Below are 15032 nucleotides of genomic sequence, written 5' to 3' on the forward strand. Positions count from 1 at the left end.
CTTCTTTTTGCGTGTAACCCGTCGCATGTACATATGTATGTAATGATATTCAGCTCTTTTAAAAGTTAAAATAAGAAAGTCGTTTGCCTATGAAATGCGGTGTTTTTTCTAGGTCCGCATCACGAAACCCTTGATATCACAGCATTTTGGTCATTTTCATTTGCCTAAAATGATCTCAAAACTGTCGAACTGAGGTTTCGCAAACACACAAAACTTTATTGCACTAATTTAGAGTTGCCGAAATATGGTTTATGATCACAATATCACTTGACAAACAATGCGGTTTCCTGTACAAAGATGCTCCAAAATCATCCGTTTACTTATTTTTTCAAAAAGTGTAAATAGGGATATGCAAAAAATCAAGTACAACTTTTGGTGAAGAATCCAAAATCTTTATAGCCATCATTTCTAAAACGTTTATTCACTTAAGCAGCAACGAGTTTTCTTCGCCTTGATCAGGATCAGTTAGCTTTAATAAAGCGGATTCTAAATTTGAATCAACATTTTGTTGCTTTTTAAGAGTCAATATATCCCCGTCAAAAATTAGCTTTCCTTTATTTATTACCAATATTCGCTCACATAAATCTTCCACAATATCGAGTCTGTGCGAAGATAACAAGATCGTTTTATCATTACTCATAAATTGCAACAGGAAGTCTTTTGTTTTTTTGGTTGATAGGGCATCAAATCCTGTCATAGGCTCATCTAGCAATAACACTTGCGGGTCTGGCAAAAGCCCAGTAATTAGAGCTAATTTATTTTTCATGCCAAATGATAATTCTTTGGTGTAAATATGTCTCTTCTCACTCAAATCAAATACTTCCAACAGAAAATCGGCACGTTCTATAATTTGTTTTTTGAGCATGCCGTGTAGCCTTCCAACAAACAACAACGTTTCCTCAACCGTTAGCATATTATATAGATATAAATCTGAAGGAATGTATACAAGCTTTCCTGTCACCTTTCGGACACCCTTGGTAGGCTGTAGTAAACCAGCTAAACATTCAAGCGTGGTTGTTTTTCCCGCTCCATTATGTCCTAAGAGCCCAACAATTTCTCCTTTATTCAGTGTAAACGTTATATTTTCGATTGCGAATGAATCAGCACCTTGGTATTGAACACTCACATTTTCAAGCGATAATTGTCCCATTATATTTTCCATCCTTTCCACCAAGGATATCTCATTACTATGAGTAAAATCACGCTCCACGATAAACTTGTTAGCAGGATACATCCGATTGAATACTGAAAGAATGTTTGCTCGTTTAATCGATGAGCATACAAAAAAGCACCCGAAGTACCAAAAACAGTTATATTTATCAGTTCATAAATCCGCAAAATAATTGACTCCAAAATATTCGCCTTATCAGAAGTACCGATCCTTGATTCATCTTCCCAATCAAATCGTGGAAATATGACATTAGCAACAAGAAAACTTAAACTCGATACAATAGATATTAATAATAAACTAACAAAACCAAATGTGATAACTTTTACATTCGCTTTAATAGCAATGGTAAATATTAAGGAAACCATAAAATTAATAAGCAGTAGAAATAAAAAGTGCAGAATAAATTTAGCCTGAAATAATTTGAATGGATTTTTCAAATGAATCAATAGGACTTTGATCATTTTCCCTTCTGCGTCAATACTTGTTACACGGGTTACCATATTGCCAGCAAAAGCGGTGACTAATAATTGAAAAACAACAATGGTCGAAAAAGATACCGCATCTATTCTAAACCATCCAAGTTCACTAACAGCTAGGCTTATTCCAAAAAACAATGCAGCTAAAGTGAGAAACAATTTCAATTGTGGTAACACTAGCTCGCGATTGCGAACGAGAAGAAGTAGATCTTTATAAAACAAATTTCCTAATTTAGAGTTAGTTTTTTCAAATAAAAGATTAGGGATAGTAAAATTCCCTCTTTGAATCGAATCTGTTCCGAGAATTGCTCCTTTAAACTTCTTATGAATCCACAATAATACATAAATACCGAATAAAAGGAGGATGATAAATGGGATATACAAACCTTGTAGCACCCAATTAGTTGGGAAATATAAACTAGTGATCAATCCGGTAAACCATTCGAACGATTGGAATTTTTTAAGGATAGTTTTCATTGCTGAAGAGTTGTAAATAATATAAAACGAAAAGTAGCCAACCAATGCTGTAATCCCTAGCCTTACGAAATAAAAAGGCAAAGAAACAAACCAACTCCTAGCTTTTGATGATTTTTGTTGCTTTAGTAAACCGGAAAGCGACATAATGAGCATTCTTGTGATTAACGCTAACCCAATCACGAGAAAAGTATCTAATATATAGTACATTATATGGATGTGATACCCTATGAAAACATGATTAAAAGCAAGGGAAGCACCAACAAAAAAAGGAAGCGTAAAAAAAATGATATTCAGGAAAAATGCATCTACCAACTTGGCTAACCTGATTGAAATCATATCATTGTTATGTATGGTTAAAAATTTATAATCGTTTGAGTAAAACGCTCTTAAAAAAACTTCTCGGTATGAATGCGTGAGCAACCTCCAGAATAGCGCTAAATATAAAAATGACAGAGTAACTTCAACTTGTTCCTTTGTCGGTTGAAAATCGTTTGATAACATCAAATAAAATAAACCTTTTAAGAAAAAATAAATTATCATTCCAATCGCAAAAGGTATGATCAAAAAAAAGGATAATAATTTTCTTTTTGTAACAACTATATACGGATTCATTTGGTTTACAATCCATCGAAAATGGAGAATGTGCTGCATTTTGATAAGCCTTAAGAAGTTCATCATCCTCATCATATGAACACCTCACTTGCATTCTAAGGCGTGGAATCGTCCATCAATAGTAGACGATTCCACGAATTTTAGGTGATTACCAACTTACAGCCGCAGCTGCTCCCGCCTCTTCGATCCGTTTTTTAATGAGATACACAAGGGCTGCGTATCCCATTGCGATAATTCCACCGCCAGCTAAAATGACACTAACAATTGTCCAAATAGATGCACCTGCATTGACAAGATCAACTACCTTCCATGCAGTATCTTTCGAAATGCCCATCGAAGCCACTAATTCAAATAGGTTCATCACCACAACGTGTACTTGACAGACGATGCACTTCTCTGAACAGGTGTAGGCAAAAAATGATTGGTTTCCTGTTCTTTGGTGGATGCATAAGTAAGATGTGTGATGAAAAAATCAAGTACAACTTTTGGTGAAGGACCTTCAAATACTTATTTTCCTATATTTCTACCTTTTTATCTAAAATCTACTAATATTTTAACATAAATTTTGGTAGTGTCAAGTTTGTGTAATGTAAGATAGTGTATCTCTGAAATAGATTTTGGAAAGGATAGGGGTTAGTTTCCTTCGTGGAATAGAATCAATATTCAGTTTTATATAGAAAGAGAAAATCTCCTTATCTTATCGGTTTTATATTTACATTATTTGATTGGTTTTGACGTTTTTCAAGCAAATCACCGTCCTGCTAGAAGGCTGATGAAAAACCGCTGTCACATACCAATCGGCGGCGTTTTCATTCAGAAAAGAAAGCTGATTCCACTAGGTTTCTCTAATTGAGAAATGGATGGAATCAGCAGTATTTTGCACTACATCACCGACCTCCTAGGTCGTTTACCAAAGGCCGTTTACTCTAAAGACGAGAGCCGATCCGTCCAATGCCCGATATGGCTGTCTTCGTTTGCAAGCAAAAACGCCAATAAGCGGACCGCTTCAGCGATATGTGCTCCTTTGTTTAGCATGATACATTGCGCCTGCTTGCCGAGAAACACATCCGAAAGTTCCGGGCGCGACGGAACCCCTTTTTTCGCCATTTGCTCCAGCACTTGTGTCGCCCAAATGACCGGGATGTGGGCCGCCCGGCAGAGCGACAACATCTCACATTGCATAGCAGCGAGATGTTCAAATCCGATCTCCAGCGCCAAGTCGCCGCGGGCGATCATCACTCCGAACGCCGGCAGCTTCAGTCCCTCAAGCAAAATACGGACAAACTGGTGCAGCGCCGCGCGCGTTTCAATTTTGGCAATCACCGGCAAAGAACCGGCGCCCTGCTCGGCCAGCAAACCGTGGAGCTTCCGTACATCGTGCGGAGCCTGAACAAACGACAAACCGACGATGTCGGCCCATTTGGCGATGAACGGGAGCCATTCCAAATCGCGGTCAGTGAGCGGTGGAACAGCCAAATGGCAGAAAGAATCAGGAAGATGGATACCCGTCCCTTGCTTGATCGCCTTCCGTTTTCCGCCATCGGCAATGACTTTGGCTTCTACATGCCCCTCCCCTACCTTGACAACCCGCGCCGTAATACGGCCATCATTGAAATAAAGACGGTCCCCGGTTCGTACATTACGCCACGCCTTCGGCAACGTTGTCGTCAGTTTCACTCCATGGTCACTAGACGAGGAGAAGAGCGCCGCTTCGTGGAAATAAATATGCAACGGTGTGCCAGCTGTAACGAGCGCGCGTTTAGGCAGACACAAAGCAGAAGAAAGCGTGAAAGAAGTCGATCCGCGTCGCAATTTCATTCCGCTTTGGACGTATGCCGTCTGGAAAAGACGAACGACAAAGCAAGACGGAGCGATCGATCTCATCACCTGCAACGACCGCTTTTTGCCGCGCACGTCGGTAAAAAGCAGCTCATCCCCTTCTGCGACTGCCTCCTCATCGTCTGCCGTCAACTTCCAAACAAAGGAAACTTCGCGCGGCAGCGAAGACAACGATGGAACGGCAGAAAACGAAAGGAGGCCGGTCAATGGCTCGGCGGACTCACCGTATTGATTTTCTTTCACTGTTAGCTTCATCGGCCCATCCTGAACCGCCAAACGGTCAATTCGAACTTTTGGACCCGGCAAATCCATATAGATGCGGCATCGCCTTCCCTGCGGAGCTAGCATTCTCTCTGTCTGTCGAATGATCGCGATCAATGCCTCCCATGTGTCCGGTGAGCTGTAAGCGCAATTAATGCGGGCGATGTCCATTCCACAAAGAAGCAACCGTTCAATCAGTCCAGGTTCATCGACCCATGCAGCATCCATCGTTACCATGATGCGAGTTGGCCGATCGGAAGAAGAACTTCCCAACACCGCAGCAGCCCGTTGGCGAATGAGCTCGTGCGCTCTTGTTTTCGTCACTTTTTGCCATGCTTGCCCGCTTTGTGTAGGCAGATGCCAACAAGCCAATATCCGTTCCAGCACGTCAAGAAAATGGCCTTCCTGTCCTTCTAACCGCCATCCGTACTCCGCCAGCGTCTCTCTTACATCGGCGGGCATATGCTCCCGCGCGTAGATATAAGCGAGCAGCTGATCCCGGCTTTCCTCATGGAACACCTGCGGCATATGACTACGCTTTTGTTCCACCCACTCAGCCATCGCACGATAAAACGCGGCCAACTGCTTTCCAAAATCGGGCTTATCATGCATAACCGGCACCAACCTTATGAAAAATGGGGGGTTACTTTGTATATATTCGCCCTTCCTCTCCATCAAGACAGAAAAAAACCGGCGCTTCGCCGGTTTCGCGTTTTTCTCTAAAAAAGGGGATTGCATTCATAGATGGCTTGTTCAATTGAAAAAAACTTAATCAACCACGGGGTGGCTTCTCATCCAACCTCATCGATTTCCGGAGGATCGGCGTTGTTCACCGTTTTTCCAAAAGGACGATCATGGAAGTGGGTATGCCAATTTCTCAAATAGAAAAGTCTTGTCCCGTCCATACTGCTCTTCACCCGTTGTCGCATCGATGAAGAGGACCCGCGGGTTTGCATCCGCCTCCCAAAACAGCCCGACAGCCGGCTCAGGCAGCCTTCCCGCTTCATCGATGAAGAACGATTTTCATTCCGCATTGGCAAAGCCATGAATGCTTCAACCGCCGCAACGGCTGGCCGCATTGTTGGCAAATGATCGTCTTGTTCAATCGATCTTCTCCCCTTTTCCATCGCGTTACTTTTATTATAATCAAGGACTAATTTAAATTCAATATAAAATAATAATCAATTTAAAATAAAAGCAGATGATTTGGACTCTGTTTCCATCTATGCTACAGTAAAGGTAGTCCCAATATTCAAACAAAGGAGGAAGCAGCCATGTACGATATCGCCATTATCGGTGCTGGCCCAGCGGGAGCGAGCGCCGCGATCTTCGCCGCCAAAGCCGGAAAGAAAACGGTGTTGTTTGACAACGACAAAGGCATGACAAAGCGCGCTTGGGTGGAAAACCATTACGGTGTTCCGGAAATCAGCGGACCGGACTTGGTCGAAACGGGAAAACGGCAAGCAGCCAAATTCGGTGCCGAATTGGTGGAAACGCAAGTGACGAACGTGCAAAAAACAGACAGCGGTTTCCGCCTCGAAACGGACAGCGGCTCCTATGAGGCGAAACACGTCATTTTCGCCACTGGCGTCGCCACCGACCTCGCGGAAAAAATCGGCCTGCGCACAAAACCGGGCACGGAGCCGCGCATTAAAACAGTGATTGACGTCGACGCCAACGGCAAAACGAACATCGACGGCATTTGGGCAGCCGGCACCGTGGCAGGCGTCAGCGTCCATACGATCATCACCGCGGGCGACGGGGCAAAAGTCGCCATCAACGTCATCAGCGAGTTGAACGGCGAACGGTACGTCGATCATGATGTATTGAAACCATAACACAAAAAGAGGGCGTCTCATAGTAGAGACGTCCTCTTTTCCTTGGCTGATCCGTGTTTGGCAGCGAGCGGCACTCCGCTTCCTCACCGGCGCCCCGATGGCGCGGTTTCTATAGCTGAGACTGCCGCCGAATAGGCTATTTTCTGGCCGATGCTTCGATATTGGCAGAAAACTTGGAAAAGTCACTTGAACCCTGTCCGCGTTTTTACTGACCAATGCTTCGATATTGGCCCTCGAAAAACAAGAGCGGATCGCCCGGTTCGTCTTTCATGATAATATCGGTGACTTCGCCAAAATACAACGTATGATCGCCAGCGACGTGCGCGCTGTGGACGTTGCATAAAATATTCGCCAACGCCTCCGCTAAAAGCGGATGGCCGTTCACCCACTCAAACGAAACGGGGCGCTCTTCTTTCAACTGGCCGGCAAACAAGCGCGACAGCTCTTCCTGATCGCGGCGCAAAATGTTGACGGCAAATTTTCCTGTTTGCTTGACAATGTCATGCATTCGTGCTTTATGACCAATCGAGACGACGACCAGCTTCGGATCGAGTGAAACGGACATAAACGCATTCGCCGTCATCCCTTTCACTTCCCCTTGAAATTCCGTCGTCACGACCGTCACGCCGGTCGCAAATTTTCCCATCGCTCTGCGAAACATCCGATCATCCATCCGTTCTCCCGTCCTTCCCTTTTCATGATCAGCCATCCTGCGCCTTCCGCTGGCGTGTAGGCGGCTTTTCCTTCTTGATGTTTCTACAGTCCGGCCGCTTCGTCCGGCATTTTGCTCCTATTCATGCTAGGATGCGGGCAAATCTACCCCCATCATAGCAGAAACAAAGGAAAGAAACAACGACGGTATCCAGCTGTCATCGGCGGCCTGCCGCTCCAAGGTACGCTTCCGCCACCCGCTCATCGGCAAGCAGCTCGGCGGCCTTTCCGTGCATCACGATCTGACCGCGTTCCAACACATACGCCTCATCCGCGATCTGCAGCGCAGCCCGCACGTTTTGCTCGACAAGAATCATGGACGTCTGAAATTGATCACAGAGCTGCGTCAGCATCCCCATCACTTCCTTGACCACAAGCGGAGCCAGCCCTAACGACGGTTCGTCAAGCAAAAGCAGCTTCGGTCTCGCCATCAACCCGCGGGCGATGGCCAGCATTTGCTGCTCGCCGCCGCTTAATAGTCCTCCCGGACGGTCGAGCATCGTTTGCAGTTTCGGGAACAGTTCAAGCACCCGCTCATAGTCGCGCTTCACTTCCTGTCCGTCGCGGCGGTGACGGCGATACGCCCCCAGCAGCAAGTTATCCCTCACGGACAAACTGTCAAAAATTTGCCGCCTCTCCGGCACAAGGCAAATGCCCTGGTCAACGATTTTCTCCGCCTTTCCATAGGGAAGCGGTTTCTGTTCAAAAAGAATCTCCCCTTCGGTTGGAGCGTAGACGCCGGCCATCGTGCCGAGCAGCGTGCTTTTGCCCGCCCCGTTGGCGCCGACAATCGCCACGATTTCTCCTTGGCCGACGTGCAAATCGATTCCTTTCAATACGTGCAAATGGCCGTGGTGGACATGAACGTTGCGAAGCGTCAGCATCAAACCGCCTCCTCTCCCAAATACGCCTTGATGACATCAGGGTGCCGCGCAATCTCTTCCGGTGCTCCTTCGGCGATTTTTTTGCCGTAATCGAGGACGACGATCCGGTCGGCGATCGCCATCACCGTTTCCATATCATGTTCCACGAACAAAAAACTAAAGCCTTGTTCCCTCATCATCAGCAACACGTCAACGAGCTGCTTCGATTCTTGCGGGTTCAAGCCGGCCATCGGCTCGTCAAGCAAAATGAGCGAAGGACGGGATACAGCCGCGCGGGCGATCTCCACAAGCCGCTGCATCCCATATGGCAGCGTGCCTGCTCGCTCCCAGGCGAGATGGGCCAAGCCGACCTGCTCGAGACAGAAAAACGCCTGTTCCTGCGCTTGCTTTTCTTCTTTCACCGTACGCGGCAACCGAAAACCGGCGCTCACGATTCCGCTCTTCAACCGTGAATGAAATCCGACCATCACGTTTTCCAATACCGTCATATCGGCAAACAGCTGCAAGTTTTGAAACGTCCTTGTCATTCCCAACATCGCCAGTTCGTGCGGTTGTTTGCCGCTGACTATGGCTCCTTGAAAACGAACGAAACCACTTGTCGGCGGAACAATACCGCTGATCATATTGAACAAGGTCGTTTTGCCTGCCCCGTTCGGCCCGATCACCGCGACGATGTCTTCTTTTTTTACGTAAAAAGACACGTTCTGCACCGCCTGAATGCCGCCAAATGACTTCGACAATTGCTCCACTTCGAGCAACATGGCGCTCATCCCTGCTCCCCTCCAATCGAACGGGCCTTATGGCTGTCGACAGCCGTCGCCCGCTCAGATTGACGCCAACTTGTTTTCCAACACCGCCTCAATCCTTGGGGCGCGACACCTGTCAACCCGTTCGGCATGTAAATCAACATGATGACGAGCAACAAGCCAAAAAAGACAATTTCAAACTCTCCACCGGCATTCGGCAACAACAACGGAACAACCGCTTTGAGCCATTCTCCTAAGCAGACATATACGGCAGCGCCGACGAGTCCTCCCCATACACTGGCTGTCCCTCCAATGATCACCATGATTAAAAAGTAAATCGAAGGAATGATGCCGAATAAATCCGGATTGATAAACGTAACGTAATGGGCGTATAAGCTCCCCGCCACCGAAGCGTAAACAGCGCTGAGTATAAAAATTTGCAGCTTGTATTTCGTAATGTTCACCCCAAGCGAGCTTGCCGCCACTTCGCTTCCATGAATCGCCCGCAGCGCCCTTCCGACCCGGGAGCGGACAACATTGCGGGCAAACCATCCCCCGGCCAGAACAAACGACGAAACGAGGTAGTAAAACTGCCAATCGCTTTGCAGCGGAATCCCGGCGATACGGATTGGAGGGATGCCAAAAAAGCCATTCAGCCCTCCTGTGATCCCTTTCCATTCTTTAAAAAATGTAAACATAATGACGCCAAAGCCTAACGTCGCCAATGCCAAATAATGTTCACGCAGCCGAAAAACCGGAATGCCGACGACAAGCGCCACCAAAGCGGCCAATGCCGCACCGGCAACCAACGCCAACCAAGCCGGCCATCCTGCGTGCGCCGTCAAATAGGCGGACGTGTAAGCCCCCATGCCGTAAAACGCCGCCTGGCCGAGCGAAATTTGGCCCGCATACCCCATCAACAGCGTCATCCCTGTGCCTACGAGCGCATACAGCCCGATGAGAACAAGGGTGCTTAGCACGTAGTTATTGCCGAAAACGAGCCAGGGGAGACCGAGCCAAACGACTGCGCCGGCAAGCCAAAGCCATCGTTTTCGTCCATCCGTCATTCGTTGACCGTGCTCCATCCATCCGTCCCCCTTATACCCGCTTTCCTGTCATCTTGGCAAACAGCCCGTTCGGCATGAAAAACAGCACAAGCAGCAACAGCCCAAAGCTGATCGCTTCTTTGTATCCCGAGGACAAGTATCCTTCCGCAAATGATTCAAGCAGCCCGACGAGAAACGCGCCGGCGATCGCAGCCGGGGCGTTCGTCAATCCCCCGACAACAGCGGCAATAAACGCCTTCAGCCCAATCATCATCCCCATATCATAAGAAGCGCCGGAAATCGGGGCGATGACGATTCCCGCGAGCGCCCCCAGACCAGCGCTGGCGGCAATCGCGCCAAGCGACATTTTGCGGATGTCAATCCCCATCAACCGAGCGGCAAACGGGTTGATGACGCAGGCGGCCACCGCCTTGCCGATGTACGTTCGGTGAAAGAACAGATGCAAGGCGGCAAAACTCGCGAGCGAAAGGATGATCGCCCAGACGCTTTGCCATTGGATGACCGCTCCAAACGCCTCAAGCGCCCCATGGCCCGTAAAAGGGCGCAGCGCGTACGGATTCGTCCCCCAAACGAGCAGGGCAATTCCGCGGAATACAAACGACGCCCCGATCGTAATGATAATGAGCACCGCGACAGGCGATCGGCGCGCCGGCTGAATCGCCAGCCGCTCAAACAGCGCGCCGATTGCCATCACCGCCACAATGCTGAGCCCAATCGCGAGCACAAACGGCACGCCGTCGTTGACGAGCGTAACGCAAAACAGCGCCCCTAACATGGCGAAATCGCCTTGAGCCAAATTTAAAATGCCGGTCACGCTGTACGTAATGACAAATCCGAGCGCCACCAACGCGTAAATACTGCCGACTGTCAGCCCAGAAAACAACAGCTGCACAAACTGGCTCCACGCTTCCATGCCCCGTCCCTCCTTCAACGGTTAGATGGAACAAAAGGGAATTAGCGACCTCATTCCCTGTTTACTGCTCCGCGAGCACAAACTTTCCATCCTGAATTTGCACCATCACTAAACTGTCGGCGTCAAGCCCTGTATGGTCGTCTTTTGACATATGGAAGACGCCTGAAATGCCGATAAATTTTCTTGTATTCTCCAGAGCCGACCGTATTTTCTCTTTCTCAGTGCCTCCTTCTTTGATCGCGTTGGCCAACAAGTGAAACGCATCCCACGCATGTCCGCCAAATGTGGTCGGCGCATAGCCGTACGCTTTTTCAAAATCTTGTTTGTATTTTAGCAGCGTTTCTTTTTGCGGGTCGCTGTCCGGAAGCTGATCCGCCACTAAAATGCGCCCGGCGGGGAACCATACGTCGTTGGCCGCCTCACCGGCCAAGTCGATAAAGCTTTTCGTGCCGATGCCGTGGCTTTCCACAATCGGCGCCGCAATGCCCAACTGGCGGATGTTTTTCGTGACGACCGCCGATTCCTGCGCCGTTCCCCATACGATAATGGCTTGCGGATTCGCTTTTTTCACCTTTGTCAACATCGCTTTGGCGTCATCGACCGTCGCCTCAAACTCCTCTTCGATGACGGCTTTCACCCCATATTCCGGGGCATAATGCACAAACTCTTCATGTCCGCTCGTTCCGTATGCATTGGCGACGTTCAGCCAGGCGACGTTCAGCCAGCGTTTCTCTTTTAAAAAACCAAGCAGCTTCTGGATGACGATATTGTCTCCTTGAGCGGTTTTAAATGTCCAATGACGTGAGGATCCATCGCTTGGATTGACGATTTGTTTGCTTGCTGCGAGGGAAATGTACGGAATGCCTGCCTTTTCGATTTGTGGGATCATGGCTAAGGAGTTTCCGCTGATCGTGCCGCCGATGATGGCTGTCACGTTGTCTTGCTCGATGAGTTTTTTCGCGGATAATACGGCCTCGTTTTGGTCGGACTTGTCATCATAGGCGATCAGCTTGATTTTCTTTCCATCTATGCCGCCTTGCTCGTTCCATTGCTTAACAAGCATTTTGACCGTCTCCATCTCCGGCTTGCCGAGCGGCGCCGCTCCACCTGAGGCCGAGAAAATGGCGCCGATTTTGATTTCGTCCCCTCCATTTCCAGATGTCGTTGTCTTCCCGCAAGCGACAAGGAGCACGAGCAACAATGCTGTCATGAAAAGAGACATTCTCCTTTTCATGTTGATTTCCCCCTTTCTTATTGATAACGTTTTCAAAACCCTTGTGGAAGGTGCCCCAAAAGAATGGGGACACCTTGTTTACCTCCCTATAGGAGAACAGCATCACTTCTCTCGAGTGTCTGCCGAAAACCATCCTTTGGGGTCAGACTCGTGGTCAGCGCCGCTGCTTGAACGCCTCGGCGGTGTTTAGTTTATGCTGGCGGACGTATTGTTCGATGTCATGCGCCGGCGCCTGTTCCCGTAGCAGGCGGATGATCTCTCGATGCTCTTCGATCGATGCTTTCGCCCGCTGAGGAACAAATGTGAATCCGTACAAGCGGATGCGCCTCATCCGCTGCCAAATTTGCTTGATTTGCTCTTCAAGGTAGGCGTTGCCGCAATGGGCGTAAATCAAAGCATGAAATTCATAGTTCAGCTCGCTGAACCGTTCCAGCTCCAGCTCTTCAAGCGCCCGCTCCATCCGTTCGTTCAACCGCTCAAGCTCGTTGATCGCCTCCTTCTTCAAATTGGCGGAGCCAAGCGCGGTCGCATAGCCTTCCAGAACCGCCAGCACGGACAACGTCTCCACATATTCGTTTTCGTTAATGGTGCTGACCACAGCACCTGCATAAGGCTTGAACTCGACAAGCCCTTCCGCCTCAAGCTGGCGGATCGCCTCGCGCACCGGGATGCTGCTTAACCCGAGCTCGCGGGCGATTTGGTCGATGACGACGCGGTATCCCGGGCCATAAACGCCGCTTTCAATGCGGGACAACATATACTCATACGCCAACTGTGTTTTGTTTTTCGCCTTCGTTCCCATACGTCTATCATAGACTAGATCATATAGGTTGACTAGTCGTCATGCCTGTTCGGCAGACAAGGCGGTCCGTTTCCCCCCCTTGCCAAACGCGGGGATCGGCGGGTCGCCGACCGCAACGTGGACGACCTGCACTTCCGTATAGAAATCAAAGCTGTAATGCCCGCCTTCGCGGCCAATGCCGCTGTATTTCGTCCCGCCAAACGGGATGCGCAAATCGCGGACGTTCGGCGAGTTGACCCATGCCATCCCGCTTTCGATCGCTTGGGCGACGCGGTGGCCGCGCTTTAGATCGTTCGTCCAGACGTATGCCGCCAATCCGTATTTCACATCGTTCGCCAGCCGGATCGCCTCTTCTTCATCCGCAAAGGACATGACCGCCATCACCGGTCCGAAAATCTCTTCCTGCGCCACCTTCATGCCGTTATGGCAGTTCAGCAGCAGCGTCGGCGGCACAAAATTGCCGTTTTCCAACCCGTTCGGAACACCGGGGGCATAGACGTCCACCCCTTCTTGCTTGGCGATGTCTATATAGCGGTTCACCCGCTCCCAATGATCGCGGTGAATCAGCGGCCCCAGTTCGGTCGCTGGGTTCATCGGGTCGCCGATGGCGATGCGGTCGACGCGCTCTTTCAGCCGGGCGACAAATTCGTCGTAAATCGCCTGCTCGAGCAAAAGCCGCGAGTTGGCCGTGCACCGCTCGCCATTGAGCGAAAATACACCCCAAACGGCCGCATCAAGCGCCCGTTCGAGATCCGCATCGGCGAACACGATGAGCGGTGACTTGCCGCCAAGCTCCATCGATGTTTTTTTCAACGTCGCGGCGCTGTTGCGGATGATGTCCATGCCGGTCGTCGTCTCGCCGGTAAACGAGATGAGGCGCACGTCCGGATGGGCGACCAACGCGGCGCCCGCCGTTTCGCCAAACCCGTGCACGACGTTGAACACCCCACGCGGCAGCCCGGCTTCATCGATGATTTCCGCCAGTTGATTCGCCGTCAACGGCGACCATTCGGCCGGCTTCAAGACGACCGTGTTGCCAGTCGCCAGCGCTGGAGCGACTTTCCACGTCTCGAGCATAAACGGTGTATTCCACGGCGTGATGAGCCCGGCCACGCCGACCGGCTTGTGGACGGTGTAGTTTACAAACTGACCATGGACGTGGTACGCTTCGCCGACAAGGCGCGTTTTCACCATTTCCGCGTAAAAGCGGAAGTTTTCCGCCGCGCGGGCGGCCTGTTTTTTCGCTTGGCTGATCGGAATGCCGGTATCAAGCGCCTCTAAATAGGCGATGTCGTCCGCCCGCTGTTCGATCAACTCCGCGATGCGGAACAGATAACGAAGCCGTTGCTCCACCGGCATCGTCCGCCACGGCCCGTGATCAAACGCCTCTTTCGCCGCCCGGACCGCCGCGTCGATGTCTTCCTTTCGTCCTTCGGCCACTTCGTTGATCGGTTCGTTCGTAAACGGATTGATATTGGTGAAATACAGACCGGCTGCCCCTTCCACAAACTGCCCATTGATATAATGAAGCACTTTTGGTTGCACTGCCATTCGTTTCCCCCCATCACCGCTGCGCTCGATAACGCGCATGAATGTTGTTGTGTTTATACGTCCCCGCCTCGCTGAATTCATACAGCTCAAGCGACAGCGCCAAATAGCGTTTGGCAAACAGCGGGGCGAAATGGTCTTTCATCACGGCAAACAGCTCGTCGCCGACTTCTTTTTTCACCTGTTCCGGACGCCCGGCGCCAATTTTCAGCGTCCCGTGCACAAACGCATCGTCTTCGGCCCCGTCAGCCACATAGTACTCGTCAAGCCGAATGGCGCGCGAGCGGATGCCGCCGACGGGAAACCAATCGCTCCGCTTGATCAGCACACGGTGAACTTTTTCAAGCAAGCCGCGAATATCGGCCTCTTCGCCGAGATTGGCCGTGTATTCTAAGACAAAGTGCGGCACGATCCTCTCCCCTTTCGCTCTGAACGCCCGATGCCACGCTTTCT

The 15032-nt window shown here is 49.7% G+C and carries 14 protein-coding genes; 1 reads left to right on the forward strand and 13 read right to left on the reverse strand.

What is annotated here, in order from left to right:
• Nucleotides 1-421 precede the first annotated feature (421 nt).
• The 4 genes from NST29_RS15330 to NST29_RS15345 all read right to left on the reverse strand — a co-directional run bounded on the left by NST29_RS15330 (nt 422) and on the right by NST29_RS15345 (nt 5448).
• Nucleotides 422-1150 carry an ABC transporter ATP-binding protein gene (locus tag NST29_RS15330; RefSeq protein ID WP_051985126.1) on the reverse strand — a complete coding sequence of 243 codons (729 nt, stop codon included), beginning with the start codon at nt 1148-1150 and terminating at the stop codon, nt 422-424.
• Nucleotides 1150-2808, reverse strand: coding sequence for a hypothetical protein (locus NST29_RS15335; protein ID WP_061912684.1), 1659 nt, complete (start codon nt 2806-2808; stop codon nt 1150-1152). Before NST29_RS15335 ends, NST29_RS15330 begins: the two co-directional genes overlap by 1 nt.
• A gap of 76 nt (nt 2809-2884) precedes the next feature.
• Nucleotides 2885-3097, reverse strand: a complete 213-nt coding sequence (locus tag NST29_RS15340; protein ID WP_033843117.1) for an uberolysin/carnocyclin family circular bacteriocin — start codon at nt 3095-3097, stop codon at nt 2885-2887.
• Nucleotides 3098-3657: 560 nt separating this feature from the next.
• Nucleotides 3658-5448 carry a pyruvate kinase gene (locus tag NST29_RS15345; RefSeq protein ID WP_153017176.1) on the reverse strand — a complete coding sequence of 597 codons (1791 nt, stop codon included), beginning with the start codon at nt 5446-5448 and terminating at the stop codon, nt 3658-3660.
• A gap of 662 nt (nt 5449-6110) precedes the next feature.
• On the opposite strand from NST29_RS15345, the gene NST29_RS15350 reads away from it, so the two are divergent.
• Nucleotides 6111-6674 (forward strand): FAD-dependent oxidoreductase, encoded by a 564-nt coding sequence (locus NST29_RS15350; protein WP_033843116.1) that lies wholly within the window; start codon nt 6111-6113, stop codon nt 6672-6674.
• Nucleotides 6675-6879: 205 nt separating this feature from the next.
• Here NST29_RS15350 and NST29_RS15355 read toward each other — a convergent pair whose 3' ends face one another.
• The 9 genes from NST29_RS15355 to NST29_RS15395 all read right to left on the reverse strand — a co-directional run bounded on the left by NST29_RS15355 (nt 6880) and on the right by NST29_RS15395 (nt 14988).
• Nucleotides 6880-7347, reverse strand: a complete 468-nt coding sequence (locus tag NST29_RS15355) for a flavin reductase family protein (RefSeq protein WP_033844772.1) — start codon at nt 7345-7347, stop codon at nt 6880-6882.
• A gap of 196 nt (nt 7348-7543) precedes the next feature.
• Nucleotides 7544-8269: an ABC transporter ATP-binding protein gene (locus NST29_RS15360; RefSeq protein WP_033020426.1), complete on the reverse strand. Its 726-nt coding sequence runs from the start codon at nt 8267-8269 to the stop codon at nt 7544-7546.
• Complete coding sequence (locus NST29_RS15365) at nt 8269-9039, reverse strand: ABC transporter ATP-binding protein (RefSeq protein ID WP_033020429.1); 771 nt, start codon at nt 9037-9039, stop codon at nt 8269-8271. Before NST29_RS15365 ends, NST29_RS15360 begins: the two co-directional genes overlap by 1 nt.
• Complete coding sequence (locus tag NST29_RS15370; RefSeq protein WP_033020431.1) at nt 9036-10100, reverse strand: branched-chain amino acid ABC transporter permease; 1065 nt, start codon at nt 10098-10100, stop codon at nt 9036-9038. Before NST29_RS15370 ends, NST29_RS15365 begins: the two co-directional genes overlap by 4 nt.
• Before the next feature lie 13 nt (nt 10101-10113).
• On the reverse strand, nt 10114-10995 hold the full coding sequence (locus NST29_RS15375; RefSeq protein ID WP_033020432.1) for a branched-chain amino acid ABC transporter permease: 882 nt from the start codon (nt 10993-10995) through the stop codon (nt 10114-10116).
• 61 nt (nt 10996-11056) lie between these two features.
• Nucleotides 11057-12229 (reverse strand): ABC transporter substrate-binding protein, encoded by a 1173-nt coding sequence (locus NST29_RS15380; RefSeq protein ID WP_033020433.1) that lies wholly within the window; start codon nt 12227-12229, stop codon nt 11057-11059.
• A 154-nt stretch (nt 12230-12383) separates the two neighbouring features.
• Entirely contained in the window at nt 12384-13031 is a 648-nt protein-coding gene (locus NST29_RS15385; protein WP_033020435.1) for a GntR family transcriptional regulator, read from the reverse strand.
• Between the two features lie 39 nt (nt 13032-13070).
• Complete coding sequence (gene hpaE, locus NST29_RS15390) at nt 13071-14582, reverse strand: 5-carboxymethyl-2-hydroxymuconate semialdehyde dehydrogenase (RefSeq protein ID WP_033020437.1); 1512 nt, start codon at nt 14580-14582, stop codon at nt 13071-13073.
• A gap of 13 nt (nt 14583-14595) precedes the next feature.
• Nucleotides 14596-14988, reverse strand: a complete 393-nt coding sequence (locus NST29_RS15395; RefSeq protein ID WP_033020439.1) for a 5-carboxymethyl-2-hydroxymuconate Delta-isomerase — start codon at nt 14986-14988, stop codon at nt 14596-14598.
• Nucleotides 14989-15032: the final 44 nt, after the last annotated feature.

It is taken from the genome of Geobacillus sp. FSL W8-0026, assembly GCF_037966255.1.
GTDB classification, from domain to species: domain Bacteria; phylum Bacillota; class Bacilli; order Bacillales; family Anoxybacillaceae; genus Geobacillus; species Geobacillus icigianus.